Below are 26411 nucleotides of genomic sequence, written 5' to 3'. Positions count from 1 at the left end.
AAAACGGCGCGCATTGTCGCAGAATCCGGCCGTTTGCCGTAGCCCGGAACGCGCCGGGGAGATGAACGTCGTGGACTAGAGGCGGGCGCGGAGCAGTTGCTCCAGCCAGTCGACGAATGCCCTGACCCGCCGCGACAGATGCCGCCGGTGCGGATACAGGGCGTACGCCGGCATCGCTTCGGCCCGCCACTGCGGCAGCACCTCGCGCAGCTCGCCGCGTTGGAGGTGCTCGCGCACGTCGTAGGCAGGGATCTGGATCAGGCCCAGTCCGGACAGGCAGCAGGCGATGTAGCTTTCCGCGTTGTTCACCGTGACCCGGCTGCGCAACGCGCGGGTCAGGGTGCGCCCATCCTCGCGATACTCCCAGGGCAACACCCGGCCGCTGCTGGGCGAGGCATAGTTGACCGCCCAGTGCCGGTCGAGGTCGGCTGGCGTCCGTGGCTCGCCATGCTCTTCCAGGTAGGCGGGACTGGCGCAATTGATCAGTTGCATCTCGCCGAGGCGTCGCGCCACCAGGCTGCTGTTGCCCAACTGGCCGACCCGCAGGACGCAGTCGACGCCCTCCTGCACCAGGTCCACCGAACGGTCGCTGGAGCCCAGCTCCAGTTCGATGTCCGGATGCTGGCGGAAGAATTCCGGCAGCGCCGGGGCGATCAGCAGTCGCGCCACCCGGCTCGGCACGTCGACCTTGAGCCGGCCGCTGGCGCGGCTGCCGTCGTGGAACAGGCTCTCCAGCTCCTCCATGTCTTCCAGCAGGTGGCGGCAACGCTCCAGCACCACGCTGCCGTCGTGGGTCAGCTGGACCTGCCGGGTGGTGCGATGCAGCAGCCGGCTGCCGAGTTGCGCTTCGAGCTGCTGGACCGCCGCCGAGACCGTCGCCCGCGGCATGTCCAGCAGGTCCGCGGCCTTGGTGAAGCTGCCGGTTTCGGCAACGCGCAGGAACACGCGCATGCTGTCCAGACGATCCATGGGCAGGCCCCTTCTCTCTATTCGGGATGGCTGGACAGTCTATCCATGCCACCTACGTTTATCCAAAGAACCCGGACCAATAGCCTGGAGTCCCTACTCTACTTCCTGGATCCGCAGATGCCCCATGCAGCGCTTTTGCTTCCTCCCAACGCGTCCCCGCTGCCGGAAGTGGTCGGTTTCTGGCGCGATGCCGGCCCTACCCTCTGGTTCGCCAGGAACGCCGATTTCGACCGGCGCTTCCGCGAGCGCTTCGCCCACCTCTACGAGCTTGCCTGCGCCGACGCGCTGCGCCCGGCTGCCGATGAAGCCGAGGACCATCTCGGCCTGCTGTTGCTGCTCGACCAGTACCCGCGCAACGCCTTCCGTGGAACCCCGCGCATGTACGCCAGCGACGCCCAAGCGCGGCGCTGGGCGGAGCGGGCTCTGGGACAAGGCCTCGACCGCCAGGTCGGGGACGCGCTGCGGCTGTTCTTCTACCTGCCGTTCGCCCATGCCGAGAACCTTGCCGACCAGGATCGCTCGGTAGCGCTGAACCACGGACTCGGCCAGCCCTTCCTCGCCCACGCTCGTGAGCATCGCGAGATCATCCGCCGCTTCGGGCGCTTTCCCCATCGCAATCCGATCCTCGGTCGCCCGTCCAGCGCCGAGGAACTCGCCTTCCTCGCCGCCGGCGGCTTCGCCGGCTGAACCGGGGCTCAGCCGGCCCTCCCTAGATAGGCAGGTCGCGATCCAGCAAGCGGTCCAGCAACCAGTTGGCCGCCGGTCCCAACGGCCGCTGCCGCGACCAGACCACGTCCACCGCCTGGCTGCGCGGCCAGCCGGACACCGGCAACTCCTTCAGCCGTCCGTTGGCGTAGCCGCTGACCAGCCAGCGCGGCAGCTCGGCCCAACCGAAGCCGTGGGTGGCCATTTCCAGCAGCAACAGGTAGTTGGGCGCCGACCAGCAGCGCCCGCCGCTGGACGGCAGGCCGTCGTTGATCGCCGCGCCGGTCTCGCTATAGGTGTTCAGGCGCAGCAGACGCCATTCGGAAAGGTCACGCTCGCTGACCCGCTCCAGGCCCGCCAGCGGATGGTCGACGGCGGCGAACAGGCCGAACTCGGCACGCTCGGCGACCGCCGCCACGCCCAGCTCCGGCGGGTAGTGCGGCTGCGCGGCGAGCAGGCCGAGGGTGGCGCGGCCGCGGCTGACCTGGGCGATCACGTCCTGGTCCTCGGCGATCAGGCATTCGAACTCCAGCTCAGGGTAACGCTCGTCCAGTTCGGCCAGGCGCGCCTCGTAGCGCGCCGAATGGTAGGTGTCGGATAGCGCCAGGGTCACCCGTGGTTCCGAGCCGCCGGCGAGCAGCGCGGCGACCCGGCGCAGGCGGTCGGATGCGCCGAGGACCTCCTCGACCCGTCCCAGCAGGGTGCGCCCGGCCTCGGTCAGTTGCGGCTGGCGGCCACTGCGATCGAAGAGTTCCAGGCCGAGGTCGATCTCCAGCCGGGCAATGGCCTCGCTGACGGTCGACTGGCTCTTGCCCAGCTTGCGCGCGGCGGCGCTGAAGGAGCCGAGGGAAACGGCCTGGACGAAGGCCTCGAGGGATTCGGGCGACAAATGCATATCGGTTTTTCCGATGGTATCCAACTTAACCCTATCCCAAAGACCGATGACAATACAGCCCGACTTCAACGACGAACCGGGAGCGTTCGCCATGACCCACACCCACACCGCCCTCGACAAGACTCTCAAGGAGCGGATCTTCCACGCCCTGGCCTTCGAGGGCCTGGCCGTCCTCCTCACCGCGCCGGTGCTGTCGCTGGTGATGAACAAGCCCCTGGCGCACATGGGTGCGCTGACGCTGATGTTCTCCACCGTGGCGATGCTCTGGAACATGCTCTTCAACAGCCTCTTCGACCGCGCCCAGCGGCGCATGGGCTTCCAGCGCACCCTGCAGGTCCGGGTGCTGCATGCGATGCTCTTCGAGCTGGGCCTGATCGTGGTGCTGGTACCGCTGGCCGCCTGGTGGCTGTCGATCGGACTGGTCGAGGCGTTCCTCCTCGACATGGGCCTGATCCTGTTCTTCCTGCCCTACACCATGGCCTTCAACTGGAGCTACGACGTCCTCCGCGCACGCCTGGTGGAAAGCCGCCAGGCCAAGGCCGCCGGTTGCGACGCCGGCTAGGCCGGCGTTCAGGCCGTCAGCCGCTCGCGCAGGCGGCCGAGCATGCCGAGCAGGCTGCCGACCCGTTCCTTCTCGCGCTCGTCGCGCGGCACCTCGGCCAGCCGGTCGACCTCCGGCAGGCTTCGCCCGCGCCACAGCAAGGCCTGCTCGGCGGCCGCCTTCAGGCCTTTCTCGAACAATCCCCTGCGGATCGGCTTGGGCAGGTAGCGGAATATCTGCGCCTGGTTGATCAGTTCGAGCAGGGCCTGGGTGTCGCGGAACGGCGTAACCACCAGGCTGAGCAGGCGCGGATGGGCCTGGGCCAGGGATTTCAGCAGCGGCGCGGTATGCTCCCCGGCCAGCTTCAGGTCGCTGACCAGCACCTCCACCGGTTCGGTGTTCAGCCACACCAGCGCCTCGGCCAGGTTGCGCGCGCGCAGCAGGCGATGCCCGCCGGCATGGCAGAAGGCCCCGACGCAGTCCAGGGTTTCCGGGTCGTCGTCGAGCAGCAGCACGCTCAGCGGCGCCGCCAGCGTGGCCGCGGGCGGCGCCGGCAGGCCCTGGCGGCTGGCGATCTCCGCCGCCTGGCGCAGGGTGAAGGCCATTTCCTGGGGATTCCAGGGCTTGGTCAGGTAGCGGAAGATGCCACCGTCGTTGAGCGCGTCGACGGCGGCATCGAGGTCGGAATAGCCGGTGAGGAGAATCCGCAGGGTCTCCGGATAGCGCTCGCGAGCCTGCGCCAGCAGTTCGGCGCCGCTCATCTGCGGCATGCGCTGGTCGCTGACCAGCACCTGTATCCGTTCCGTCTTCAGGCGCTCCAGGGCGCGCCGCGGGTCGCTCTCGGTGAGCACCTCGTAATGGCGGCGGAACTGCATGGCCAGGCTGCGCAGGATGCGCTCCTCGTCATCGACGAAGAGAATGCGGACGGGAGATGGGCTCATGTCAGGCGCTCCGTTTCAGTTCGCGGGCCTGCTCTCGCGGCAGGCTGATGAGGAAGCGGGTTCCGCGGCCCGGTTCGGAGGCCACGCGGATGGTCCCGCCATGTTGCTGGATGATCTTGTAGCTGATCGACAGGCCGAGCCCGGTGCCCTGCCCCACCGGCTTGGTGGTGAAGAACGGGTCGAAGATCCGGCCGAGGACCTCGGCGGGCATGCCCTTGCCGTTGTCCTGCACGGAGAGGAACACCTGGCGCTCGTCGGCCCAGCTCTTCAGCAGGATGCGGCCGAAACGCTCCATGGCCTGCGCGGCGTTGGTCAGCAGGTTCAGCAGCACCTGGTTGATCTGCGACGGCGCGCAGGCGATAAGCGGCAGCTCGCCGAGCTGGCTGCTGATCTCGGCCTTGTCCTTGATGGCGGTGCGGGCGATCAGCACGGCGTTGCGCACGCAGTCGTTGAGGTCGACCTCCTCGCTGAAGGCGCGGTCCAGGCGGGCGAAGTCCTTGAGCCCGGAAACCAGCTCGCCGATCTGGCCGAGGCCGTAGCGGGTATCGACGAACAATTGCCGCAGGTCCTCGCGCAACTGTTCGACGGCGGCTTCGCGGCGCACCGCGTCGGCCGCCTGCAGCGCCTGCGCCAGGCGCGCTTCGTCGCACTGCGGGTCGCCCAGGCAGTCGACCAGCGCCGCCTGGGCATCGGCCAGGCGCAACAAGGGATCGCTCAGCTCCTCCAGCAGCGCCAGGTTGTTGCCGACGTAGCCGAGCGGCGTGTTCAGCTCGTGTGCGACCCCGGCCACCATCTGCCCGAGCGAAGCCATCTTTTCCGACTGCACCAGTTGCGCCTGGGACTCCTTGAGGTCCACCAGCGCCTTGCGCAGCACCCGGTTGCGCTGGGCGATGCGCGCCTCCATGGCCTTCAGCAGGTCGAGCACGGTGCCCAGGCCACGGTAGCGGCCCTCTTCGTCGACCAGGGCGAAGTCCTCGGTGATCGGATACTGCAGGCGACCGGTGACCTGCTGCGCCGCCTCTTCCAGGCTGGCGCCGAGGGAGACGCTGAGGGGCGCCCGGTTCATGACGTCGCGCACCGGATGGCGGCCCCAGAGGTCGCGGCCGAAACGCTGCATGAAGATGTCCTGGAGGGTGTAGCGGCTGACCAGGCCGAGGACCCGGCGCTCGTCGTCGACCACCGGCAGCGAGAGGAAGGCACGGTGCTCCGGCATCAGCAGGCGGTCGGCGACGTCGCTGATGCTCATCGCCGGAGTCAGGGGTTCCACCGGGCGCAACAGACGGGACAACGCGCTCGGAGACATCGGCAACCTCTCGCTGGCAGGCCCGGACGGGGCAATGAAGGGATACCCGCCAGTTAAGCAATGTCAGATTGCCAACATGTGACAGGCATCACGCCGGCCAGGCTCAGCGTTTTCTCCGCCCGCAACTTCCGAGCGCCGCCGGGAGTCTCAACCACAGGGCCTCGCGCCGGAGCGTTGTCTGACAGAAAGGCAAACCCGGCGTATGGTGAACATTCATATCGATGAGGGAGAACAACATGCCCTGGTACGCCTGGTTGATCATCGTCCTCGCCCTGGGCTCCATCGTCGGCGGACTCCTGCTGCTGCGCGACTCGGCGAAGAAGCTGCCGTTGAGCGAGGAACAGCTCAAACGCATCCATGAACGCAACGCCGAGCTGGACGCGCAGGAGGCGAAGGACCGCTGAACCTATTGGCCTGCCGGCGGGTCACTAGGTCTCGTAGGAAAACCCCGGCGGGCGAAAAACCGGCGAGGCGAAGGCTCGCGGGCGGAGTCATGCGGGCCGCGCGTGGTTTTTCCTGCGCAACCTGGGGTTCGTTCCCCGTATGTTTCCCTCTGGCAGAAGGTTCGTTCCTTGCGCTTTTCCCATCCGCGGGTCGAAATGCCTTTAGAATCCCTCCTTTAAACGGGAGGCTGCATGCTCGGGCGTCTGATACCGCTTCTACCCATTCTGTTCCTGCTCGGGGGCTTCTTCACCGGGCACATCGCGCTGCTGACGGCGGTCATCGTCCTGCTCTACATCATCTGGGTGACCTACGCCGAGCGCTGGCTGCCGACCCTGCTCTGGTGGCCGGTGAGCCTCGCCGCCAGCGCCCTGATCGCCATCCACTACCTGCCCGGCTTCATTCCCCTGCGCCTGTTCCCCTGGGACCTTGCCAGCGCCAGCCCGCCGATCCAGATGATCTGGCTGCCCTGGGACAAGGCCCTGGTCGCCCTTACCCTGCTCGCCTGGTGGCTACGCCGGCCGAAGCAGCCGCTGGTGTCGCTGGATATCACCGCGCTGGCCTTCTGCCTGACCTTCTTCGTGGTGCCGCTGCTGTCGATCATGACCAATGCCGCGAGCTGGCAGCCGAAGTGGCCGGATGCCTTCTGGTGGTGGCTGGTACTGAACGTCGGGGTGGTCTCGCTGGCCGAGGAGGCGTTCTTCCGCGGCCTGCTGCAAAGCCAGTTGATCCGCTGGTTCGGCGCCTGGCCGGGAATCATCGTCGCGACCCTCGCCTACGCCGCGCTGCACCTGCTGGTGAACCCGGTGTACGCGCTGCTGGCCGGGATCGCCGGGCTGGGCTACGGCATGGTCCTGCACTTCAGCGGGCGGCTGTCCCTGGCGGTGCTGCTGCACGCCTCGATCAACACCCTGCACTTCCTCCTGCTGAGCTACCCGTTCCGCCTGATCTCCGAGTGATCAGGCGTCCTTGATCACCAGCGCCAGGGCCTCCTCGGCGAGCTGATCGAGACTCATCGGTCCTTCCGGACGGAACCAGGTGGTGGTCCAGGACAGCGCGCCGGTGAGGAAGCGCCGCAGGATGAACGGATCGCCCTGGCAGTAGCCGGCCAGCCGCGCCTCCCCCAGCACGTCGAGCCACATCTGCTCGTAGATGTCGCGCAGGCCGAGGATGTACGCCTGGCCTTCGGCGGACAGCGAGCGCCACTCGTAGACCAGCACCGCCATCGCCTCGCCGGTACCGCCCATGATCGATTGCAGCTCGCAGCGGATCAGTCCCAGCACCCGCTCGCGCAGGTCCTCGGCGTCGGCCAGGGCGGCGCGCATCAGGGCGGTGTTGTAGAGGATGGTCTCTTCCATCACCGAGCGCAGGATCTCATCCTTGCTCTTGAAGTGATGGAAGATGCTGCCCGACTGGATGCCCACCGCGCTGGCCAGGTCGCGCACCGTGGTGCGTTCGTAGCCTTTGCTGCGGAACAGGTGGGCGGCGGTCTGCAGCAGCTTGCCGCGGGCGCTTTCCGGATCGGTGAGCTGTCCGGTAGCCACCAGCTCCAGCATCACTTCCCGGGCTTTCTGATCGTCCAACGCTGAGTACCCCTTTTCCGGATCGTCGGCGGCTCGGTGCCGCTCATCCGCGCGCCCGGCCGCTCCGTATTTGCCGACCGGCCTCGGGATTGCCCCGCAAGTGCTTGTCGGCATTCATGAAATGTATGCCTGCGAAGACGACCGAGCAAGCGCTTGGGTAACAGCCGAGAACGGATTTGTTTCTGCCCCCTTCTCAACCAAGCGCTTGCTTGGTAATGTCGCCCCACACTTCCGCCGTCACGGGTCAAGAACAATGCAAAAGACCGTACGCATCGGCTGCGCCTCGGCCTTCTGGGGCGACACCTGCACCGCGGCCGCCCAGTTGGTGCGCGGCGCGCCGCTGGACTACCTGGTGTTCGACTACCTGGCCGAGATCACCATGTCGATCATGGCCGGCGCCCGCCTGAAACAGCCGGACGCCGGCTACGCCACCGACTTCGTCGAGGTCCTCGCACCACTGCTGGGCGAGATCGCCGAGAAGAAGATCCGCGTCATCAGCAACGCTGGCGGGATCAATCCGCAGGCCTGTGCCGCCGCCCTCGCCGCGGCCTGCGAGAAGGCCGGGGTGCAGCTGAAGATCGCCGTGCTCCATGGCGACAACCTGCAAGCGCGCCAGGCCGAACTGGCCAAGGCCGGCATCCGCGAGATGTTCAGCGACGCGCCTTTCCCGCCGATGTGCGTCTCGCTCAACGCCTACCTCGGCGCGCCGGGCATCGTCGAGGCCCTGCGCCTGGGCGCGGATATCGTGATCACCGGCCGGGTGGTCGACAGCGCGGTGGTCAGCGCCGCCCTGGTGCACGAGTTCGGCTGGGCCTGGGACGACTACGACCGACTGGCCCAGGCAGCCCTCGCCGGGCACATCGTCGAATGCGGCGCGCAATGCACCGGCGGCAATTTCACCGACTGGGAGCAGGTGCCGGACTATGAGCACATCGGTTTCCCCATCGTCGAGGTCGAGGCCGACGGGCGCTTCGTGGTGACCAAGGCGCCCGGCACCGGTGGCCTGGTCAGCGAACTGAGCGTCGGCGAACAGATGCTCTACGAGATCGGCGACCCACGCGCCTACCTGCTGCCCGACGTGGTCTGCGACTTCACCGAGGTGCGCCTGCGCCAGGCCGGTCCCGACCGGGTCGCGGTGGAAGGCGCGCGCGGCCTGCCGCCCACCGACCGGTACAAGGTCAGCGCCACCTATCCGGACGGTTTCCGCTGCACCGCCAGTTGCCTGATCGCCGGCATCGATGCGCTGAAGAAGGCCGAGCGGGTCAGCCAGGCGATCATCGCCAGGACCGAGGAAATCTTCGCCGAGCGCGGCTGGGAGCCCTACCGCGAGGTCAATGTCGAACTGCTCGGCAGCGAAGCCACCTATGGTCCCCATGGGCGACGGCAGGACAGCCGCGAAGTGGTGGTCAAGCTGGCCGTCCGGCATCCGCGCAAGGAAGCCCTGGTGCTGTTCTCCCGCGAGATCGCCCAGGCCGCCACCGGGATGGCGCCCGGCCTGACCGGCATCGTCGGCGGCCGGCCGACGGTGTATCCGGTGATCCGCCTGTTCTCTTTCCTGATCGACAAGGCGCAATGCGCGTTGAGCGTGGAGATCGACGGCCAGCGCCATCCGCTGGAACTGCCCGTCCTCGAAGCCTTCGACCCGGCACGATTGGCCGAGGCGCACCAGCCGCCACGCCCGGAGCAGCCCGCCAGCGCCAGCGTGCCGCTGGTGAAGCTGGCGGTGGCGCGCTCCGGCGACAAAGGCAACCACAGCAACATCGGGGTCATGGCGCGGCGCCCGGAGTACCTGCCGTGGATCGCCGAGGCGCTGGAGGAAGGCGCCGTGGTGGACTGGATGCAGCATGTGCTCGACCCGCAGACCGGCCGGGTCGGCCGCTGGTACCTGCCGGGCAGCCACAGCCTGAACTTCCTGCTGGAGAACGCCCTCGGCGGCGGCGGCGTCGCCAGCCTGCGCATCGACCCGCAGGGCAAGGCCTTTGCCCAGCAGTTGCTGGAGTTTCCGGTGGCAGTGCCGCAGGCGCTCGCCGACGCGCTGGAAACGCAAGGCAGATAACCACAACCAGGAACGGCGAATGCGGCGTTCCGCTGCCCCTCTACGGGATTCATCGGAGTCACCAGAACAATGAGCTACGACTCGATCTTCCGACTTGGTCTGTTCGACGGCCAGACCATCATCGTCACCGGCGGCGGCAGCGGCATCGGCCGCTGCACCGCCCACGAGCTGGCGGCCCTCGGCGCCCACGTGGTGCTGGTCGGACGCAAGGCGGAAAAGCTGGAGAAGACCGCCGGCGAGATCGTCGAGGACGGCGGCAGCGTCAGCTGGCACGCCTGCGACATCCGCGAGGAGGAAGCGGTGAAGACGCTGGTGGCGAATATCCTGGCCGAACGCGGGACCATCCATCACCTCGTCAACAACGCCGGCGGCCAGTATCCCTCGCCCCTCGCCTCGATCAGCCAGAAGGGCTTCGAGACCGTGCTCCGCACCAACCTGGTCGGCGGCTTCCTGGTCGCCCGCGAAGTGTTCAACCAGTCGATGAGCAAGACCGGCGGCAGCATCGTCAACATGCTCGCCGACATGTGGGGCGGCATGCCCGGCATGGGTCACTCCGGCGCCGCACGCTCGGGCATGGAGAATTTCACCAGGACCGCCGCCGTCGAGTGGGGCCATGCCGGCGTGCGGGTCAACGCGGTGGCGCCGGGCTGGATCGCGTCCAGCGGCATGGATACCTACGAAGGCGCGTTCAAGGCGGTGATCCCGACCCTGCGCGAGCACGTGCCGCTCAAGCGCATCGGCAGCGAGTCGGAAGTCGCCGCCGCCATCGTCTTCCTGCTCTCCCCCGGCGCCGCCTTCGTCAGCGGCAACACGATCCGCATCGACGGCGCCGCCAGCCAGGGCAGCCGCGCCTTCCCGCTATTCAAGGGCAAGCCGGAACAGAGCCGCGCGTACAACGGCTTCCACCGCGCCTACCTGCCCGACGTACTGAAGGACCAGGAGGACTGACATGCCCGCGATCCAGTCGGAACTCGACGTCAACGGCGAGGACTTCGCCCGCAACCGCGAGGCCATGCTCGCCGCCGTGGCCGGCTTCCGCGAGTTGGAGCAGAAGGTCCTGGACAAGGCCGCCGAGGCCAGGCCGAAGTTCGAGAAACGCGGCCAGCTGCTGCCGCGCGAACGCCTGGCGCTGCTGCTCGACCCGGGCGCGCCGTTCCTCGAACTGTCCTCGCTGGCCGGCTACAAGCTGCACGACGACAAGGACGGCACCCAGGCCGGCGGCGGGATCATCGCCGGGATCGGCTACATCGCCGGGGTGCGCTGCCTGGTCAGTGCCAGCAACAGCGCGATCAAGGGCGGCACCATCTCCCCGACCGGGCTGAAGAAGACCCTGCGCCTGCAGCAGATCGCCATGGAGAACAAGCTGCCGGTGGTGACCCTCACCGAAAGCGGTGGCGCCAACCTCAACTACGCGGCGGAGATCTTCGTCGAAGGTGCGCGCGGCTTCGCCAACCAGGCGCGGATCTCCGCCATGGGCATTCCCCAGGTCACCGTGGTGCATGGTTCCAGCACCGCCGGCGGTGCCTACCAGCCGGGGCTGTCGGACTACGTGGTGGTGGTGCGCGGCAAGGCCAAGATGTTCCTCGCCGGGCCGCCGTTGCTCAAGGCCGCCACCGGCGAGATCGCCAGCGACGAGGAGCTCGGCGGAGCCGAACTGCACGCGCAGGTCGCCGGCACCGCGGAATACCTGGCGGAAAACGACGCCGACGGCGTGCGCCTGGCCCGCGAGATCGTCGGCATGTTGCCGTGGAACGCACAACTGCCGGCGCGCCCGGCGCGTTCCTGGCGTGAACCGCTGTACCCGGTGGAGGAGCTGCTCGGGGTGGTTCCGGCCGACCCGAAGAAGCCCTACGACGTCCGCGAGATCGTCGCGCGCATCGCCGACGGCTCCGAGTTCCTCGACTTCAAGAACGAGTTCGACGGCCAGACCGTCTGCGGCCACCTGCGCATCGAGGGCCACGCCTGCGGCCTGATCGGCAACAACGGACCGATCACCCCGCAGGGCGCGGCCAAGGCGGCGCAGTTCATCCAGCTCTGCGAACAGAGCAACACGCCGCTGCTGTTCCTGCACAACACCACCGGCTTCATGGTCGGCACCGAGTCGGAGCGCCAGGGCGTGATCAAGCACGGCTCGAAGATGATCCAGGCGGTGGCCAACGCCCGCGTGCCCAAGCTGACCCTGGTGGTCGGCGGCTCCTACGGCGCCGGCAACTACGCGATGTGCGGACGCGGCCTCGACCCGCGCTTCATCTTCGCCTGGCCGAACAGTCGCACCGCGGTGATGGGCGGTGCCCAGGCCGGCAAGGTGCTGCGCATCGTCACCGAGGAGAAACACGCCAAGGAAGGCAAGGAAGCCGATCCGAAGATGCTCGAGATGCTGGAAACCGTCACCGCGCAGAAGCTCGACAGCCAGTCCACCGCGCTCTACGGCACCGCCAGCCTGTGGGACGACGGCCTGGTCGACCCGCGCGACAGCCGCAGGCTGCTCGGCTACCTGCTGGATATCTGCGCGGAAGCCGAGGCGCGGCCGCTGAAGGGCAACAGCTTCGGGGTCGCGAGGTTCTGACTGCAACAGGCGAGCCGGCGACAGCCCCTCTCCCCGCTCTCCCTGAAGGAAGAGGGTTGGGAGAGAGCAAGCGGATCCTGCCGGAAAACAATGATGCCCAGGAGGAAAGACAACCCATGATCTTCACCCAGGAACACGAGGAACTCCGCCGCACCGTTCGCAGCTTCGTCGAGCGGGAAATCAACCCCAACGTCGACCAGTGGGAAAAGGACGGCCGCTTCCCGATCCACGAGATATTCCGCAAGGCCGGCGAACTCGGCCTGCTGGGCATCTCCAAGCCGGAGAAGTTCGGCGGCATGGGCCTGGACTACAGCTACTCGATCGTCGCCGCCGAGGAATTCGGCAGCATCACCTGCGGCGGCATCCCGATGGCCATCGGCGTGCAGACCGACATGTGCACCCCGGCCCTGGCCCGCTTCGGTTCCGACGAGTTGCGCGAGGAGTTCCTCCGCCCGGCCATCGCCGGCGAGATGGTCGGCTGCATCGGCGTCTCCGAGGTCGGCGCCGGCTCCGACGTCGCCGGCCTGAAGACCACCGCGCGCAAGGACGGCGACGACTATGTGATCAACGGCAGCAAGATGTGGATCACCAACTCGCCGTCGGCCGACTTCATGTGCCTGCTCGCCAATACCTCCGACGACAAGCCGCACGTCAACAAGTCGCTGATCGTGGTCCCGATGAAGACCCCGGGCATTACCCTCAGCCCGCACCTGGACAAGCTCGGCATGCGCAGTTCGGAGACCGCCCAGGTGTTCTTCGATAACGTCCGCGTACCGCAGCGCAACCGCATCGGCGCGGAAGGCGCCGGCTTCATGATGCAGATGCTGCAGTTCCAGGAAGAACGGCTGTTCGGCGCGGCCAACATGATCAAGGGCCTGGAGCACTGCATCGACGTCACCATCGAGTATTGCAAGGAGCGCAGGACCTTCGGCCAGCCGCTGATCGACAACCAGGTCATCCACTTCCGCATGGCCGAGATGATGACCGAGGTCGAGGCGCTGCGCGCCCTGGTCTACCAGGCCACCGAGCTGTACGTGAAAGGCAGGGACGTGACGCGCCTGGCTTCCATGGCCAAGCTCAAGGCCGGCCGCCTCGGCCGCGAGGTCAGCGACGCCTGCCTGCAGTACTGGGGCGGCATGGGCTTCATGTGGGACAACCCGGTCTCCCGCGCCTACCGCGACACCCGCCTGGTATCCATCGGCGGCGGTGCCGACGAGATCATGCTCGGCATCATCTGCAAGCTGATGGGCATCCTGCCGGGCAAGAAGAAAGGCTGACGTTCCAGGAGGAAACCGGCATGAGCCTGCCGCATTGCGAGACCCTGCTGCTGGAACCCATCGAGGGCGTCCTGCGGATCACCCTGAACCGCCCGCAAAGCCGCAACGCCATGAGCCTGGCGATGGTCGGCGAACTGCGCGCGGTGCTCGCCGCCGTGCGCGACGACCGTAGCGTGCGGGCGCTGGTGCTGCGCGGCGCCGGCGGGCACTTCTGCGCCGGCGGCGACATCAAGGACATGGCCGGTGCCCGCGCCGCCGGGGCGGAAGCCTACCGCACGCTGAACCGCGCCTTCGGCAGCCTGCTGGAGGAAGCCCAGGCCGCCCCGCAACTGCTGGTGGCGCTGGTGGAAGGCGCGGTGCTCGGCGGCGGTTTCGGCCTGGCCTGCGTGTCGGACGTAGCGATCGCCGCCGCCGATGCGCAGTTCGGCCTGCCGGAAACCAGCCTCGGCATTCTCCCGGCGCAGATCGCGCCTTTCGTGGTCCGCCGCATCGGCCTGACCCAGGCCCGCCGCCTGGCCCTCACCGCCGCCCGCTTCGACGGCCGCGAGGCGCTGCGCCTGGGCCTGGTGCATTTCTGCGAGGCCGACGCCGATGCCCTCGAACAGCGCCTGGAGGAAACCCTCGAGCAACTGCGCCGCTGCGCGCCGAACGCCAACGCCGCCACCAAGGCCCTGCTGCTGGCCAGCGAAAGCGGCGAACTCGGCGCCCTGCTGGACGATGCGGCGCGACAGTTCGCCGAAGCGGTGGGCGGCGCCGAAGGCAGTGAAGGCACCCTGGCCTTCGTACAGAAACGCAAGCCGGTCTGGGCCCAGTGAGCCACGACCGCGAAACAGGGCAACAGCCTCCAGGAGCCGAACGACATGCCCAGCTTCAACAAGATCCTCGTCGCCAACCGCGGTGAAATCGCCTGCCGGGTGCTGCGCACCGCCCATGAACTGGGCTACCGCAGCGTTGCCGTGTACAGCGAGGCGGACGCCGAGGCCCGCCATGTGCAACTGGCCGACGAGGCCGTGTGCATCGGCCCGGCAGCGGTGGCGCAGTCCTACCTGAATATCGAGGCGATCCTCGACGCCGCCCGTCGCAGCGGCGCCGAGGCGATCCACCCCGGCTACGGCTTCCTCTCCGAGAACGCCGAATTCGCCCGTGCCTGCGAAGCCGCCGGGATCGTCTTCATCGGCCCGGATGCGGAAGCCATCCACCTGATGGGCAGCAAGCGCCTGTCGAAGATCGCCATGCTCGCCGCCGGGGTGCCGTGCATCCCCGGCTACGAAGGCGCCGAACAGGACGACGCGACCCTGCGGCGCGAGGCCGAACGCATCGGCTACCCACTGATGATCAAGGCCAGCGCCGGCGGCGGCGGCCGCGGCATGCGCCTGGTGGAGGAACCCGACCGACTGCTGGAGCAGTTGCGCACCGCACGCTCGGAAGCGCTGGGCGCCTTCGGCAGCGCCGAACTGATCCTGGAGAAGGCCGTGCTGCGCCCGCGCCATGTGGAGATCCAGGTGTTCGGCGACCGCCACGGCAACCTGCTCTACCTCGGCGAACGCGACTGCTCGGTGCAGCGCCGCCACCAGAAGGTCATCGAGGAAGCTCCCTGCCCGGTGCTCGATGCCGACCTGCGTCGCGCCATGGGCGAGGCGGCGGTGAAGGCCGCGGCTTCGGTCAACTACGTGGGCGCCGGCACCGTCGAGTTTCTTCTCGGCGAGGATGGCCGCTTCTACTTCCTGGAGATGAATACCCGCCTGCAGGTCGAACACCCGGTCACCGAACTGGTCACCGGCCAGGACCTGGTGGCCTGGCAGATCCGCGTCGCCGAGGGCCATCCGCTGCCGCTGCGGCAGGAACAGGTGGAACTGCGCGGGCATGCCATCGAGGTCCGCCTCTACGCCGAGGACGCCGGTCGCGGCTTCCTGCCGCAGACCGGCACGGTGCTGCGCTGGGACCCGGAACTGCTGCCCGGCGTACGCATCGACCATGGCCTGGTCGAGGGGCAGGCGGTGACGCCCTTCTACGACCCGATGCTGGCCAAGCTGATCGCCTACGGGGCGACCCGCGACGAAGCCCGGCGCAAGCTGATCCGCGCGCTGGAGCGCTGCGTGCTGCTGGGGGTCGACGGCAACCAGCGGTTCCTCGCCAACCTCCTGGCGCATCCGGACTTCGCCGCCGGCGAGGCGACCACCGCCTTCATCGGCGAACGCTTCGCCGAAGACCCCAGCCTGCAACCGCGCCAGCCGGGCGCCGAGGAACTGGCCCTGGCCGCCGCCCTGCTCTACCAGGCCGGCGCCGAGGCCAGTGCGCACCAGCCCGGCCTGGCCGGCTGGCGCAGCGCCGCCGGGGCACCGTGGAAGATCGTCCTGAAGCACGCCGAACAGCGCCTGGAGATCGGCCTGGACGTCCTCGAAAGCGGTCGCCGGCCGCGACTGCTGGCGCGCCTGGAGCGACGCGAGATCGCCGTGCGCCTGCTCGACTGCGACGGACGCTGGGCCAGCGCCGAACTCGACGGCATTCGCCGCCGCCACGCCTACCACCTGGACGGCGGGCGCCTCTGGCTATACGGCCACGGCGGCAACCTCGAACTGCTCGACGTCACCCACGCCGGCGCCAGCGCCCAGGTCGGCGCCAGTTCCGGCACGCTCAAGGCGCCGATGGACGGCGCCATCGTCGAGGTGCTGGTCGGCGAGGGCGAACGGGTCGGCAAGGGCCAACTGCTGCTGGTGCTGGAGGCAATGAAGATGGAACACCCGCTGAAGGCCGGAGTCGACGGCGTGGTCCGCCGCGTCCAGGTCGGCCGTGGCGAGCAGGTGCGCAACCGGCAGGTGCTGGTCGAGGTGGAAGCCGACGCCTGAGACACCCCGCCGCTCATCCGCAACGACAACGACAAGAAAACGGAGACGCCCATGTCACTGCACGGCAAGACCCTGTTCATCACCGGCGCCAGCCGCGGCATCGGCCGGGAGATAGCCCTGCGCGCCGCGCGCGATGGCGCCAACCTGGTGATCGCGGCGAAGAGCGCCGAGCCGCATCCGAAGCTGGAAGGCACCATCTTCAGCGTCGCCGCCGAGGTCGAGGCCGCCGGCGGCCAGGCCCTGCCGCTGCAACTCGACGTGCGCGACGAGCAGGCCGTGGCGGCGGCCATGGCCCGCGCCGCCGAACGTTTCGGCGGGATCGACGCGCTGGTCAACAACGCCGGGGCGATCCGCCTGGTCGGGGTGGAGAAGCTGGAGCCCAAGCGCTTCGACCTGATGTACCAGATCAACACCCGCGCGGTGCTGGTCTGCAGCCAGGCCGCCCTGCCCTACCTGCGCAGGAGCGCCAACGGCCACATCCTCAGCCTGTCGCCGCCGATCAACCTGGCCGGCAGGTGGTTCGCCCAGCACGGCCCCTACACGGTCACCAAGTACGGCATGAGCATGCTTACCCTGGGGATGCACGAGGAGTTCGGGAAATACGCCATCAGCGTCAACGCGCTGTGGCCGAAGACCATGATCGCCACCGCCGCCATCGAGTTCGAGCTGGGCAGCCGTGACGCCTTCCGCCGCGCGCGCACCCCGGCGATCATGGCCGACGCCGCGCACGCCATTCTCACCAGCGAGGGGCGCAGCCTCAGCGGGCGCCTGCTGGTCGACGAGGAATTGCTGCGCGAGCGCGGCCAGAGCGATTTCGAGCAGTACCGCTACGACCCGGAGGGTGGCGCGCTGGTGCCTGACCTGTTCCTCGACTGAGGTCTCCGACGAAAGGCGCGCGGCGCTCTGCGGCGGGCTTCCGGGCTATTTGCCGAAGTGCCCCGGGGCGACCGCGCAACGGTCATAGCCGAGGCGGCGGCTGCGGTCTAGAGTCGCGGGAGCGTCCTACGCCCCGCACAACAACGACAAGCGCGAGAGCCATGACCCACGCCGACCTGATCACTTTCAACCGTTTCGTTGCCCGCCTGCCTGCCACCTTCGGCCGCGTGCCGCGCATGCTGCGCGGCCTGTACTACACCGCGATCCGTAACCGCGAGAAGAGCCTGTCCCTGGGCTGGGCGCTGGAGCGCGCGGCACGCCTGTACCCGGACAACCCGGCGGTGCTCGACGGCCAGCGGCGGATCAGCTACGCCCTGTTCAACGGCTGGGCCAATCGCCTGGCGCGCGCCTTCAAGGCCGAGGGCGTAGGCCACGGCAGCGTGGTCGCGGTGATGCTGGAAAACCGCGTCGAGCTGCTGGCGATCCTCGCCGCCCTGGCCAAGCTCGGCGCCATCGGCGCACTGGTCAACACCACCCAGCGCGGCAAGGTCCTGGTGCACAGCCTGAACCTGGTGAAGCCCGGCCACTTCGTGGTCGGCGAAGAGTTGCGCGAGGTGTTCGAGGAAGTCCGCCAGGAGGTGCTCGGCAACGCCGGCCATTGCTACTGGGTCGACGACGGCGACACCCTCGGCGATCCCGGCTCGCCGCCGATGGGCTGGCGCAACCTGATGCGCCTGGCCCAGGGACAGACCTCGGAGAACCTCGAGGACACCGGCAGGGTGCGGCTCAAGGACTCCTGCTTCTACATCTACACCTCCGGCACCACCGGCCTGCCGAAAGCCTCGATCATGAGCCACGGCAAGTGGATCAAGGCCTACGGCGGCTTCGGCCATTCCGGCCTGGGCCTGGGCCGCGACGACGTGCTCTACCTGACCCTGCCCTGCTACCACAACAACGCCGTGACCGTCTGCTGGAGCGCGGCGCTCGCCGGCGGCGCGGCCATGGCCCTGCGCCGCAAGTTCTCCGCCAGCGGTTTCTGGAAGGACGTGCAACACTACCGGGCGACCTGCTTCGGCTACATCGGCGAGCTCTGCCGCTACCTGCTGAACCAGCCACCGTGCGCCGAGGAACGCGGCAATAGCCTGACCTGCATGATCGGCAACGGCCTGCGCCCGTCGATCTGGGCCGAGTTCAAGCAACGCTTCGAGATCCAGCGGATCACCGAGTTCTACGCTTCCAGCGAAGGCAACATCGGCTTCACCAATGTATTCAATTTCGACAATACGGTGGGCTTCTCCCCAGCCACCTACGCCATCGTCCGCTACGACCTGGAGAACGACCATCCGGTGCGCGACGCCAAGGGCTTCATGGAGAAGGTCGGCAAGGGCGAGGTCGGCCTGCTGATCAGCGAGATCAGTGCGAAGTGGCCGTTCGACGGCTACACCGATCCGGCCAAGAGCGAAGCGGTGATCCTCCGCGACGTGTTCAAGAAGGGCGACGCCTGGTTCAACACCGGCGACCTGATGCGCGACATCGGTTTCAAGCACACCCAGTTCGTCGACCGTCTCGGCGACACCTTCCGCTGGAAGGGCGAGAACGTTTCCACCACCGAGGTGGAAAACGCCCTCGGCGCCTTCGACGGGGTCGAGGATGCGGTGGTCTACGGCGTGGAGATTCCCGGCACCAACGGCCGCTGCGGGATGGCCGCGCTGCGCCTGGCCGATGGCGTCGAACTGGACCGCGACGCTCTCGCCGCGCACCTCGACCGCGAGTTGCCGGCCTATGCCACACCGGTGTTCCTGCGCCTGCTGCGCGAAGTCGAGACCACCGGCACCTTCAAGTACAAGAAGACCGACCTCAAGCGCGACGCCTACGATCCCGCGCGGGTCAGCGACAAACTCTTCGTCAGGTTGCCCGGCAGCGCCGGCTACCAGCCGCTGGACGCGGAGCTGTACCAGGCGTTGCAGGAGCAGCGCTACCGCTTCTGAGCACCGTGGCGGCCTACTGGCGGAACTCGAACTGCAACTCGGCCCCTTCCAGGGGCCGCGACACGCCCAGTTCGCGGTCGCGATAGAGCAACTGGCCGTTGAGGCGGAAGTCGCTGTCGTCCTTTTCCTCGAACATCGGCGGCAACAGCGGCTTGGGCTTATGGGTCTCTTCCGTGCCGGGCGGCGCCATCTTCTGCACCAGTTCCTTCGGCAGGCGCAGGTCCAGCTTGGCGCTCGGCAGCGGCTTGCGTACCTCGGGGTCTAGACGAGCGGTGGAAGCGCGCTTCGCCGGCGCCGGCTTGTCCTTGGCGACCGGCCTGCTGGCCGGCTTCGGCGGCGCAGCCGCAGGCTTCGGCTTGGCCGGCGGCTTGGGTTCGGCAACCTGCTCCGCGGCTGGCGCGACCTTCTTCGAAGCTGTTTTCGGCGCGGCAGGCACGGCAGGCGCTGGCTCCGCTCGTGCAGGCTTCACTGGCTTGGCAGGGGCGCGCTGCTCCTGCGGCGGTGCTTCCGGGGCTTTCTTTTCCGGTGCCTTGGAGCCGTCATCGCAGGCCGCCAGGAAGCAACCGAAAAGAACAACGACGCAAATTCGGCAAAGACGTTTCATAGTCACGCAGGTATGGCCAATTGCGGCAATGCTGACGGCAGACTGCAACCAAGGCAAGGGGTCACTATCGTCATCCTGGCACTCTCTCTGTTGTTCGCCCCATGTCTAACCTGTCATGCGCGGATAACCGCTTGATGTCAGCCCGCGACGCCGCCGCCGCGTCGCGGGCCATGGTCGTCACGGCCGTTTCCTGGCGCTCGCGGCTATCGTCGCGAGGCGTTCCAGTCGTTCCACCAGGTTCTCTCCGGGGAAACGTTTCTGCAGCTCGGCCAACTGGGTCGCGGCCTGCTCCGTCTTGCCCTGCTCACGCAGGGCAAGGACCGCCCCGAGCGCCTCGTCGAGCACCTCCGGCTTCACCGCAACCGCCTTGCCCCTGGCCTGGGCGACGAAGTCGCCGGCCAGCGCCGCCTGGACCTTCGCCTGCTGCGCGGCCTGGGCCGGCGGTCGGTCGGCCAGGGCAGCCGGAGCCGGCGGCGCGGCCTCGGCCATCAGTTGCGGCGCCTCCCCGGACGATGCGTAGCTGGCCAGCAAGGCCGGGGGCTCCGACATCTCGCCGGACAGCGGAGCCGGCGCCGCCGGCGCGCGCATGGCCCGCTTCGCCGCAGCGGCCCCGGCGACTCCGTCGCGCAGGGGCACATCGCTGAACGCCACTTCGGGGCGGGCCTGGCGCTCGGCGTCGTCCAGCACGTTGTGGCTGACCAGCCCCAGCACCAGCGCCACGCCCAGCAGGCTGGCGAAAGCCGCCTGCCAACGCGGCCTGCGGGAGGCTTCCAGCCAGCGCCGCCACCAGGACCGGGCGGGTTCGACATGCGCCGCCTGGCGTCGCGCGGCGGCGAGGATCGCCTGGTCCAGCGCCGGCGCCGGCTGCTGCGGCGCGTGGGCGCGGAAATGCGCCAGCATCTGCTCTTCGGCGACGCTCGCGGAATGCTTCTGTGGGTTCATACCGCCACCTCCTCGGCCAGCAGCCGGCGCAGCTTCTGCACCGCGTAGCGGAAACGGCTCTTCACCGTCTCCAGCGGCGACTGGGTGAGCGTGGCGATCTCGGCCAGTTCCAGTTCGCCGTGGGCGCGCATCAGGAATACCTCGCGCTGTTCCTCGGGCAGGGTCTCCAGCGCGCTCTGCAAGCGCTCGCCGTCGCGGCTCAGGCTGAGCTGCTGCTCGGGGCCGGCGCCCTGGTCGGGTTGCGCGTGCAACTGTTCGTCGTAGCTGTCCTGCAACGGCTGGCGCTGGCCATGCTTGCGCCAATGATCGATCAGGCGGTTGCGGGCGATCTGGTAGAGCCAGGTGCGGAAGCTCGCCCGGCCCTGCGGCTGGCTCTCGCTGCGGATCAGGCTGAGCCAGGTTTCCTGGTAGATCTCGTCGGCCAGTTCGGTCTGTCCGGCCAGGCCGCAGAGAAAACGGTAGAGACCCTGCCGATGGCGCTGGTAGAGCACCTCGAAGGCCGCGCTGTCGCCCTTGCGGTAACGCGCCAGCAGCGTTTCGTCGCTGCCGGCGGCCGTCGTGGCGCTGGTGGAGGCATGCATGCCGCTGGTCGACTCCTGTCCTGTGTCAAAGGCGACCGAGAGCAGGCTCATCGGCCACATCCTTCGCGGCACGCATCGGCGTCGCCACGAAACGCCCGGGCCGTCGCCAGAAGCGCGGCCGGAGCGGCTATCGGTAGACATTTTCCAGCGTCGGACAGTTCGGCGAAAGTGCCGGTCCGGATGGAAGCCGGGAAAAACATCGAGACGACCTCGTCGTGCAGCGGAGATACCCGCTGAGACGAAGCTGTCGGTGGATTCGGGTTAATCCCCGGGAAAATTCTTCGCGGACTGTCGCGGGGCGCCCCTCAGCCAGGGGAGCGCCTCGCGCTCAGGCGGCGATAAGGCCTTCCTGGCAAAGCTGCCCGGCAAGCATGCCGAGGGTCATGATCGCCCGCTCCGCCTCGCGGTTCCAGGGAATCCCGCAGGTCAGCCGCAGGCAGTTGTTGAACTGCTCGGTGTTGCTGAAGATCAGCCCCGGGGCGATGCTGATGCCCTGCTCCAGGGCCCGCACGTGGAGTTCCTTGGTGTTGACCTTGGCCGGCAGGCTGACCCAGAGGATGAAGCCGCCCTTGGGCCGGGTCATCTGCGTACCTTCCGGGAAGTACTGCTGCACCGCCAACTGGTAGGCGGTCATGTTCTTCCGGTACTCCTGGCGGATGTAGCGCAGGTGGCGGTCGTAGCCGCCGTTCTCCAGGTAGGCGGCGACGCCCATCTGGGTCACGGTGCAGGCCGAATGGGTGGTGAAGGTCTGCAAGCGACGGATCTCCTCCTGGTAGCGCTCGGCGATGATCCAGCCGATGCGTACGCCGGGCGAGATGGTCTTGGAGAAACTCGAGCAGTAGATCACCCGGCCGTCGCGGTCGTGGGACTTGAGCGAGCGCGCCTGGCCCTGGTCGAACATCAGTTCGCCGTAGATGTCGTCCTCGACCACCCCGATGTTGTGTTCGGCGGTCAGTTTCAGCAGTTGCTTCTGGCGATCCTCGGGAATCGTCCCGCCGAAGGGATTGCTCAGCCGCGCGGTCAGCACCAAGGCCTTGATCGACCACTGGTTGGCCGCCAGTTGCAGCGCTTCAAGGCTGATCCCGGTGCGCGGGTCGCTGGGGATCTCGATGACCTTCAGGCCCAGCACGTCGGCCAGTTGCAGCAGGCCGTAGTAGCTCGGCGACTCGGTGGCGATCAGGTCGCCGGGACGGGTCAGCACCCGCAGGGCCATGTGGATCGCATCCACGCAGCCGTGGGTGATGGTCACCTGCGACGGGTCGACCACCACGCCGGCGTCGCGCATGCGGATCGCCACCTGCCGCCGCAGCGGCTCGAAACCGGGGCTGAACATGTAGCTGAACGCCCGTGGGCTCTGGAAGCGGGTGACCTTGGCCAGTTGCTGGTGCAAGGCGCGCACCGGCAGGTAGTCCACGTGCGGCACCGCCGCGCCGAGCGGGAATACCCCTTCGCGGCGGGACTCGGCGAGCACCTGGTTGATGATGCTGCTGCGGGTGACCAGGCCGGGACGCTCGACCCGCGCGATATCCGGGGTCGGCGCGGTCAGCGCCGGGGTGCGGTGGACGTAGAAGCCGGATTGCGGACGGGCGCGGATCAGTCCCTGGTCCTCGAGGGTGGCGTAGGCCTGCAGCACGGTGGCGTGGCTGACGTTCAACTGGGTACTGAGCTTGCGCACCGACGGTACCCGCTCGCCCGGCTGGTAGACGCCACGGCGAATGTCCTCGGCCAACTGCTGGGCGATGCGTTGGTAAAGCAGCAGATTGGTCATGGCGGGTTTTCCTCGGCGATTGAACCGAAACAGTAGCTCAATTCGTGAAACTGCTCCAGAACAGTTCGGCCGACAACCAGGCATACAGTCGCAAAACTGTACGGGTCGGTCGCAGAGACGGCGCGTTCGCGAGGAAAAGAAAACCCGGTCGGTCGCCACCGGCCGGGTGCGGGCGGGAAACAGTCCGCCAAGAGCCGCCTGGGGAGCGGCCATAGGGAAAGTCAGAAACGCAACGCGTCCGCCGCCGCGCTCTCGCCGGTCAACGCTTGCCAGGCGAAGGGGCTTGGCGCCAGGCCGAGATCGCCGAACAGGCGGTAGTCCGGGACGGCGGCGGGCTGGCGGGCGGCCGGGGAAAAATCATCGCGGCCGAGGCGGGTGACCAGAACCCGGGCCTGCACCTGCAACGCCACCAGGCTGAGGCTTTCCCGCGCCGTGCAGCCCACCTCGCCGCACGCCACCGGCGAGTCCTCCAGCAGGAGTTCCTGGCGGCGTGCTTCGGCAACCGCGCGGAGTTCGGCGGCGAAGGACGGCTGGCACAGGCTCAGCAACAACGGCAGGACGAAACGGGCAAAGCGGGGCTGGCGGATCATGCGGATTCCTCGGCTGCGGCGGGATGGCTCCCGGGGGCTGGCGAGGATTGTTCCGCAACTGGCGGTCGAGATGTTTCGAACCCGGTCAGGCGAGTTCGTGGAGCCAGTTCATCACGCCCAGGGCGATCAGTTCGGCGTCACTGTTGAGGCCTATCTTGACCATCGCGTTCTTCTTGTGGGTGCTGATGGTCGACACGCTGCGCATGGTCCGCTGGGCGATCTCGCTGACCGTGTCGCCACGCGCCAGGCGCCGGAGGATGTCCACCTCGGTGGGGCTCAGCGGCTTGCCGGTATGCCGCTGCGGGTGCAGGCCGGGGTCGAGGAAGGTCTGTCCGAGCGCCATGCACTCCAGCGCCGCCTTCAGCGTCTCCAGCGGGCTGCGCTTGCTGATGTAGGCCGAGGCGCCGCTGCGCAGGACCGCCTTGGCCAGCAACGGCGCGCTGAACACCGAGTAGACCATCACCTTCATTTGCGGGCAGTGCCGAGTCAGCCATTCCACCAGGTGGATACCGTCGCGGCTGCGCTGGCCAGGCAAGCCCAGCTCGGTGATCAGGATGCTTTCCGGCGGCAGGTCGGCCAGGCGCTCCACCAGGCTGTCGCTATCGCCGACCACCGCCAGCACCTGGCGTCCGCACTCCTCGCTGAGGTAGCGCTGCAGCGCCCACTGCATGACCGGGAAGGAATCGGCGATCACCAACCCCGGCAGGGTTTCGTTCGAACTCATGGCGCCTCTCTACTCGTTATAACGAAATACAAGGTGCTTATGCTGCACGGATTGCCGCTCGAACTAGTTCGATCCCGATGATAGCCCGCTCTTGCGCAAGTTCTGACAGAGAAATCCAGCGCCACCCGGTTCGCCAGACGAAAAAAGCCCCGGACCCTTTGGGGTACCGGGGCTTCCTGCGGCGGCGCGGTTCTCAGCGCGGCGCGCTGAGCTGGCCCTTGTCGTTGGAGAAGACGATCTCCACCCGGCGGTTCTGCGCCCGTCCCCGGTTGGAGGCGTTGTCGGTGACCGGGAAGGCTTCGCCGTAGCCGACCACCTGCATGCGCGCGGGATCCACGCCGAGATCGGCGAGCACGTCGGCCACCGCCTGGGCGCGCTCGCGCGACAGGTCGAGGTTGGCCTGCCTGTCGCCGACGCTGTCGGTATAGCCTTCGATGCGGATCACCCGCCGCGGATTGAGCTGGAGGAACTGCACCAGCTTCAGCGCGGTGCGGTTGGCCGCCGGCTTGAGTTCGGCGCGGTTGAAGTCGAACAGCACGTCGCCAAGGGTGAGCACCAGGCCACGCTCGGTTTCCTCGGTGCTGAGACTGGCGATCTCCTCGCTCAGGCGCTGGCCCTGCTCCTGCACGCTGAGCAGCTTGGCTTCGCGCAGGGCCAGTTGCAGGCGCTCGCGCTCCAGTTGCAGGCGGGTCAGGCGCTCCTGGTTGAGGTTGAGCAAGGCGTGCTGGCGAGCGATCTCGCTGTAGCGCTGGCTCAGGTAGGCATACTGGATCACGTCGCTGCTGCTGCCCCAGTAGCTGGACAGGCGTTCGGCGCGGGCCAGCGATTCGCCGGCGCGGATCACATCCTTGGGCGCCGCGCGGAGCACGTCGGAATCTTCCTTGACCTGGTCGAACTCGCTCTGCGCCTTGGCCAGCGACTGTTCGCTGAGCTTGTGGTCGGCGCAGCCAGCCAGCGCGGCGCAGGCCAGCAGGGTGGCGAAGAGAGTCGCTTTGCCCGGCATCAGTCGGTCTCCCCCAGTTGCTTGCGCAGACGTTTCAGGCTCTTGTCCAGCTCGCCGAGCTGGTCCTTGCTCTTCTGCGTCAGCACCTTGGACTCGGCGAGGCGTGCGTCCAGCTCGGCCTGCTCGGCCAACAGGCGCGCCTTCTTGTAGGACTCCGCGGTCATCGCGATCTGCGCCGCGGCGTACTTGTCCTGGGCCAGTTTCAGCTCGGCCACGTCGTCGGTGGCACCCACCGCCTTGGCCTGCTCCAGCGCCTGTTCGGTCAGGCGCATCTGCTCCAGCGGAGCCGGGTCGTTGCTCGCACAACCGCTCAGGGTCAGCGCGGCGAGGCCTGCGGCCATCATCCATCGAATGCTCACAAGTCACTTTCCTGCGTAGTCGAACTGGCGCCGGAAGCCGGCAATTGCTGGGCTTTCCAGCGTTCGAGATTGTCCTGCAAGAGCGTTACGGGAACGCCGGCAGCCGACAATTCTGTCATCTTTTTCGCCAGTTGTCCGCGCAGCCACGGATCGTTGCAGGCGGAGTTGTGCGACAGCGTCAGGTACAGCCCCTCGCTGCTCAGCACCGGTTCCAGCGCCTCCAGGTCGTCGGCCATGCCCAGCGCCTCGACCTGGGCCTGCCCGGGCAACGCCTGGTAGAGGAGGAACTCGCTGCGCTTGAGCATCAGGTCCTGCAAGCCCTGGGTCAGGCTCGGCACCGGCTTCAGGTCGAGACTGGCCTTGGCGAAGCGGTCGAACTCCTCGCCCAGGCTGCTGCCGGCCAGCACGCTGCCCTTGTGCCCGATCAGGTCGTCGCGGCCGATGAACGGGAACGCGGCGTCCTTGTTCACCCAGACCACCCCGCTGGTCATCAGGAACGGCGGATGTACATAGTCCATGCTGCCGAGCCGTGCCAGGGTCAGGTAGGCCCCGGCGAGCAGGTCGGCGCGACCGCTGGTCACCTCTTCCTGGGCCTCCTCCCAGGAGCCGCTGTAGAGCACGTCGATGCGCACGCCGAGCTCCTTGCCCAGGCGCTGCAACAGGTCGGCATTGGCTCCGATCAGGCGCTTCGGATCCTGCGGGTCGCGCCACAGGTAGGGGGGGTACTCCGGGTTGCCGGTGGCCACCAGGCGCTCGCAGGAGCCGGCCGCCGCGGCCAGCCCCGGAACGAACAGCGCCGCCAGCAGGATGCCGGCCAGGCGGCACGGGGAACAGCGAAAGGACATGGATTCAG

At 68.0% G+C, this 26411-nt stretch carries 26 protein-coding genes; 12 read left to right on the top strand and 14 right to left on the bottom strand.

Translation table 11 applies throughout. The features are described 5' to 3' along the window. Nucleotides 1–75: 75 nt before the first annotated feature. Entirely contained in the window at nucleotides 76–969 is an 894-nt protein-coding gene (locus ACM0M4_RS11590) for a LysR family transcriptional regulator (protein WP_003101696.1), read from the bottom strand. A gap of 45 nt (nucleotides 970–1014) precedes the next feature. On the opposite strand from ACM0M4_RS11590, the gene ACM0M4_RS11585 reads away from it, so the two are divergent. Continuing rightward, entirely contained in the window at nucleotides 1015–1656 is a 642-nt protein-coding gene (locus tag ACM0M4_RS11585; protein ID WP_012613919.1) for a DUF924 family protein, read from the top strand. Between the two features lie 22 nt (nucleotides 1657–1678). On the opposite strand, the gene ACM0M4_RS11580 is transcribed toward ACM0M4_RS11585, so the two are convergent. Then, on the bottom strand, nucleotides 1679–2569 hold the full coding sequence (locus ACM0M4_RS11580) for a LysR family transcriptional regulator (protein ID WP_003090978.1): 891 nt from the start codon (nucleotides 2567–2569) through the stop codon (nucleotides 1679–1681). A 91-nt stretch (nucleotides 2570–2660) separates the two neighbouring features. On the opposite strand from ACM0M4_RS11580, the gene ACM0M4_RS11575 reads away from it, so the two are divergent. Then, entirely contained in the window at nucleotides 2661–3131 is a 471-nt protein-coding gene (locus ACM0M4_RS11575; protein ID WP_003101714.1) for a multidrug/biocide efflux PACE transporter, read from the top strand. 8 nt (nucleotides 3132–3139) lie between these two features. Here ACM0M4_RS11575 and ACM0M4_RS11570 read toward each other — a convergent pair whose 3' ends face one another. Further along, nucleotides 3140–4051: a response regulator gene (locus ACM0M4_RS11570; RefSeq protein WP_003090981.1), complete on the bottom strand. Its 912-nt coding sequence runs from the start codon at nucleotides 4049–4051 to the stop codon at nucleotides 3140–3142. A gap of 1 nt (nucleotide 4052) precedes the next feature. Then, entirely contained in the window at nucleotides 4053–5354 is a 1302-nt protein-coding gene (locus ACM0M4_RS11565) for a sensor histidine kinase (protein ID WP_003160587.1), read from the bottom strand. Nucleotides 5355–5590: 236 nt separating this feature from the next. Here ACM0M4_RS11565 and ACM0M4_RS11560 point away from each other — a divergent pair, with 236 nt between their 5' ends. Together ACM0M4_RS11560 and ACM0M4_RS11555 are read left to right on the top strand one after the other, a co-directional pair. Then, nucleotides 5591–5758, top strand: a complete 168-nt coding sequence (locus ACM0M4_RS11560) for a DUF2897 family protein (protein WP_003090984.1) — start codon at nucleotides 5591–5593, stop codon at nucleotides 5756–5758. Nucleotides 5759–5989: 231 nt separating this feature from the next. Then, nucleotides 5990–6754: a CPBP family intramembrane glutamic endopeptidase gene (locus tag ACM0M4_RS11555; RefSeq protein WP_003090986.1), complete on the top strand. Its 765-nt coding sequence runs from the start codon at nucleotides 5990–5992 to the stop codon at nucleotides 6752–6754. Here ACM0M4_RS11555 and atuR read toward each other — a convergent pair whose 3' ends face one another. Then, complete coding sequence (gene atuR / locus ACM0M4_RS11550) at nucleotides 6755–7378, bottom strand: atu genes transcriptional repressor AtuR (protein WP_003117641.1); 624 nt, start codon at nucleotides 7376–7378, stop codon at nucleotides 6755–6757. A 253-nt stretch (nucleotides 7379–7631) separates the two neighbouring features. On the opposite strand from atuR, the gene ACM0M4_RS11545 reads away from it, so the two are divergent. The 8 genes from ACM0M4_RS11545 to ACM0M4_RS11510 all read left to right on the top strand — a co-directional run bounded on the left by ACM0M4_RS11545 (nucleotide 7632) and on the right by ACM0M4_RS11510 (nucleotide 18987). Further along, nucleotides 7632–9434 (top strand): acyclic terpene utilization AtuA family protein, encoded by a 1803-nt coding sequence (locus tag ACM0M4_RS11545; protein ID WP_016253215.1) that lies wholly within the window; start codon nucleotides 7632–7634, stop codon nucleotides 9432–9434. Between the two features lie 69 nt (nucleotides 9435–9503). After that, a complete protein-coding gene (locus ACM0M4_RS11540) occupies nucleotides 9504–10382 on the top strand; it encodes an SDR family oxidoreductase (protein ID WP_054375726.1) in 879 nt (292 codons plus the stop codon). A 1-nt stretch (nucleotide 10383) separates the two neighbouring features. Beyond that, nucleotides 10384–12000 carry a geranyl-CoA carboxylase subunit beta gene (gene atuC / locus ACM0M4_RS11535; protein ID WP_003114738.1) on the top strand — a complete coding sequence of 539 codons (1617 nt, stop codon included), beginning with the start codon at nucleotides 10384–10386 and terminating at the stop codon, nucleotides 11998–12000. A gap of 116 nt (nucleotides 12001–12116) precedes the next feature. Further along, nucleotides 12117–13277: a citronellyl-CoA dehydrogenase gene (gene atuD, locus ACM0M4_RS11530; protein WP_003101733.1), complete on the top strand. Its 1161-nt coding sequence runs from the start codon at nucleotides 12117–12119 to the stop codon at nucleotides 13275–13277. A gap of 20 nt (nucleotides 13278–13297) precedes the next feature. Beyond that, nucleotides 13298–14092 carry an isohexenylglutaconyl-CoA hydratase gene (gene atuE, locus ACM0M4_RS11525; protein ID WP_003143706.1) on the top strand — a complete coding sequence of 265 codons (795 nt, stop codon included), beginning with the start codon at nucleotides 13298–13300 and terminating at the stop codon, nucleotides 14090–14092. Between the two features lie 45 nt (nucleotides 14093–14137). After that, on the top strand, nucleotides 14138–16123 hold the full coding sequence (atuF, locus tag ACM0M4_RS11520; RefSeq protein ID WP_054375727.1) for a geranyl-CoA carboxylase subunit apha: 1986 nt from the start codon (nucleotides 14138–14140) through the stop codon (nucleotides 16121–16123). A 51-nt stretch (nucleotides 16124–16174) separates the two neighbouring features. After that, nucleotides 16175–16999 carry an SDR family oxidoreductase gene (locus ACM0M4_RS11515; RefSeq protein ID WP_003101741.1) on the top strand — a complete coding sequence of 275 codons (825 nt, stop codon included), beginning with the start codon at nucleotides 16175–16177 and terminating at the stop codon, nucleotides 16997–16999. Nucleotides 17000–17160: 161 nt separating this feature from the next. Beyond that, nucleotides 17161–18987 (top strand): long-chain-acyl-CoA synthetase, encoded by a 1827-nt coding sequence (locus tag ACM0M4_RS11510; RefSeq protein ID WP_003117644.1) that lies wholly within the window; start codon nucleotides 17161–17163, stop codon nucleotides 18985–18987. 13 nt (nucleotides 18988–19000) lie between these two features. Here ACM0M4_RS11510 and ACM0M4_RS11505 read toward each other — a convergent pair whose 3' ends face one another. The 9 genes from ACM0M4_RS11505 to ACM0M4_RS11465 all read right to left on the bottom strand — a co-directional run bounded on the left by ACM0M4_RS11505 (nucleotide 19001) and on the right by ACM0M4_RS11465 (nucleotide 26403). Next, on the bottom strand, nucleotides 19001–19423 hold the full coding sequence (locus tag ACM0M4_RS11505) for a hypothetical protein (RefSeq protein ID WP_003091000.1): 423 nt from the start codon (nucleotides 19421–19423) through the stop codon (nucleotides 19001–19003). A gap of 345 nt (nucleotides 19424–19768) precedes the next feature. After that, nucleotides 19769–20533 carry an anti-sigma factor SbrR gene (gene sbrR / locus ACM0M4_RS11500; RefSeq protein ID WP_003114735.1) on the bottom strand — a complete coding sequence of 255 codons (765 nt, stop codon included), beginning with the start codon at nucleotides 20531–20533 and terminating at the stop codon, nucleotides 19769–19771. Further along, a complete protein-coding gene (sbrI, locus tag ACM0M4_RS11495) occupies nucleotides 20530–21114 on the bottom strand; it encodes an ECF family RNA polymerase sigma factor SbrI (RefSeq protein ID WP_003119848.1) in 585 nt (194 codons plus the stop codon). The genes sbrR and sbrI overlap by 4 nt, the downstream gene beginning before the upstream one ends. A 328-nt stretch (nucleotides 21115–21442) precedes the next feature. After that, entirely contained in the window at nucleotides 21443–22882 is a 1440-nt protein-coding gene (locus ACM0M4_RS11490) for a PLP-dependent aminotransferase family protein (RefSeq protein ID WP_003091003.1), read from the bottom strand. A 221-nt stretch (nucleotides 22883–23103) separates the two neighbouring features. Next, on the bottom strand, nucleotides 23104–23472 hold the full coding sequence (locus tag ACM0M4_RS11485; RefSeq protein ID WP_003114734.1) for a hypothetical protein: 369 nt from the start codon (nucleotides 23470–23472) through the stop codon (nucleotides 23104–23106). 85 nt (nucleotides 23473–23557) lie between these two features. Then, nucleotides 23558–24196, bottom strand: a complete 639-nt coding sequence (locus ACM0M4_RS11480) for a response regulator transcription factor (RefSeq protein ID WP_003091005.1) — start codon at nucleotides 24194–24196, stop codon at nucleotides 23558–23560. Between the two features lie 193 nt (nucleotides 24197–24389). Then, nucleotides 24390–25199: an OmpA family protein gene (locus ACM0M4_RS11475; protein WP_003091007.1), complete on the bottom strand. Its 810-nt coding sequence runs from the start codon at nucleotides 25197–25199 to the stop codon at nucleotides 24390–24392. After that, on the bottom strand, nucleotides 25199–25558 hold the full coding sequence (locus ACM0M4_RS11470) for a DUF4398 domain-containing protein (RefSeq protein WP_003091008.1): 360 nt from the start codon (nucleotides 25556–25558) through the stop codon (nucleotides 25199–25201). The genes ACM0M4_RS11475 and ACM0M4_RS11470 overlap by 1 nt, the downstream gene beginning before the upstream one ends. After that, nucleotides 25555–26403, bottom strand: coding sequence for a substrate-binding periplasmic protein (locus ACM0M4_RS11465; protein WP_003117645.1), 849 nt, complete (start codon nucleotides 26401–26403; stop codon nucleotides 25555–25557). The genes ACM0M4_RS11470 and ACM0M4_RS11465 overlap by 4 nt, the downstream gene beginning before the upstream one ends. Nucleotides 26404–26411: the final 8 nt, after the last annotated feature.

It is taken from the genome of Pseudomonas sp. 18-147 (assembly GCF_051048045.1).
Classification (GTDB): Bacteria; Pseudomonadota; Gammaproteobacteria; order Pseudomonadales; family Pseudomonadaceae; genus Pseudomonas; species Pseudomonas aeruginosa.
Note: the sequence above shows the minus strand (reverse complement) of the source record. Positions and strands in the feature narration are given on the sequence as shown.

Excerpts from the sequence above, each read along its gene's own strand:
- ACM0M4_RS11575 (WP_003101714.1), top strand. The coding sequence starts at position 2,661 with ATGACCCACACCCACACCGCCCTCGACAAGACTCTCAAGGAGCGGATC.
- atuF (WP_054375727.1), top strand. The coding sequence starts at position 14,138 with ATGCCCAGCTTCAACAAGATCCTCGTCGCCAACCGCGGTGAAATCGCC.
- ACM0M4_RS11480 (WP_003091005.1), bottom strand. The coding sequence starts at position 24,196 with ATGAGTTCGAACGAAACCCTGCCGGGGTTGGTGATCGCCGATTCCTTC.
- ACM0M4_RS11570 (WP_003090981.1), bottom strand. The coding sequence starts at position 4,051 with ATGAGCCCATCTCCCGTCCGCATTCTCTTCGTCGATGACGAGGAGCGC.
- ACM0M4_RS11565 (WP_003160587.1), bottom strand. The coding sequence starts at position 5,354 with ATGTCTCCGAGCGCGTTGTCCCGTCTGTTGCGCCCGGTGGAACCCCTG.
- sbrR (WP_003114735.1), bottom strand. The coding sequence starts at position 20,533 with ATGAACCCACAGAAGCATTCCGCGAGCGTCGCCGAAGAGCAGATGCTG.
- ACM0M4_RS11590 (WP_003101696.1), bottom strand. The coding sequence starts at position 969 with ATGGATCGTCTGGACAGCATGCGCGTGTTCCTGCGCGTTGCCGAAACC.
- ACM0M4_RS11555 (WP_003090986.1), top strand. The coding sequence starts at position 5,990 with ATGCTCGGGCGTCTGATACCGCTTCTACCCATTCTGTTCCTGCTCGGG.
- atuE (WP_003143706.1), top strand. The coding sequence starts at position 13,298 with ATGAGCCTGCCGCATTGCGAGACCCTGCTGCTGGAACCCATCGAGGGC.
- atuD (WP_003101733.1), top strand. The coding sequence starts at position 12,117 with ATGATCTTCACCCAGGAACACGAGGAACTCCGCCGCACCGTTCGCAGC.
- ACM0M4_RS11545 (WP_016253215.1), top strand. The coding sequence starts at position 7,632 with ATGCAAAAGACCGTACGCATCGGCTGCGCCTCGGCCTTCTGGGGCGAC.
- ACM0M4_RS11485 (WP_003114734.1), bottom strand. The coding sequence starts at position 23,472 with ATGATCCGCCAGCCCCGCTTTGCCCGTTTCGTCCTGCCGTTGTTGCTG.
- ACM0M4_RS11515 (WP_003101741.1), top strand. The coding sequence starts at position 16,175 with ATGTCACTGCACGGCAAGACCCTGTTCATCACCGGCGCCAGCCGCGGC.
- ACM0M4_RS11560 (WP_003090984.1), top strand. The coding sequence starts at position 5,591 with ATGCCCTGGTACGCCTGGTTGATCATCGTCCTCGCCCTGGGCTCCATC.
- atuC (WP_003114738.1), top strand. The coding sequence starts at position 10,384 with ATGCCCGCGATCCAGTCGGAACTCGACGTCAACGGCGAGGACTTCGCC.
- ACM0M4_RS11465 (WP_003117645.1), bottom strand. The coding sequence starts at position 26,403 with ATGTCCTTTCGCTGTTCCCCGTGCCGCCTGGCCGGCATCCTGCTGGCG.
- ACM0M4_RS11510 (WP_003117644.1), top strand. The coding sequence starts at position 17,161 with ATGACCCACGCCGACCTGATCACTTTCAACCGTTTCGTTGCCCGCCTG.
- ACM0M4_RS11540 (WP_054375726.1), top strand. The coding sequence starts at position 9,504 with ATGAGCTACGACTCGATCTTCCGACTTGGTCTGTTCGACGGCCAGACC.
- ACM0M4_RS11580 (WP_003090978.1), bottom strand. The coding sequence starts at position 2,569 with ATGCATTTGTCGCCCGAATCCCTCGAGGCCTTCGTCCAGGCCGTTTCC.
- ACM0M4_RS11585 (WP_012613919.1), top strand. The coding sequence starts at position 1,015 with ATGCCACCTACGTTTATCCAAAGAACCCGGACCAATAGCCTGGAGTCC.
- sbrI (WP_003119848.1), bottom strand. The coding sequence starts at position 21,114 with ATGCATGCCTCCACCAGCGCCACGACGGCCGCCGGCAGCGACGAAACG.
- ACM0M4_RS11490 (WP_003091003.1), bottom strand. The coding sequence starts at position 22,882 with ATGACCAATCTGCTGCTTTACCAACGCATCGCCCAGCAGTTGGCCGAG.
- ACM0M4_RS11475 (WP_003091007.1), bottom strand. The coding sequence starts at position 25,199 with ATGCCGGGCAAAGCGACTCTCTTCGCCACCCTGCTGGCCTGCGCCGCG.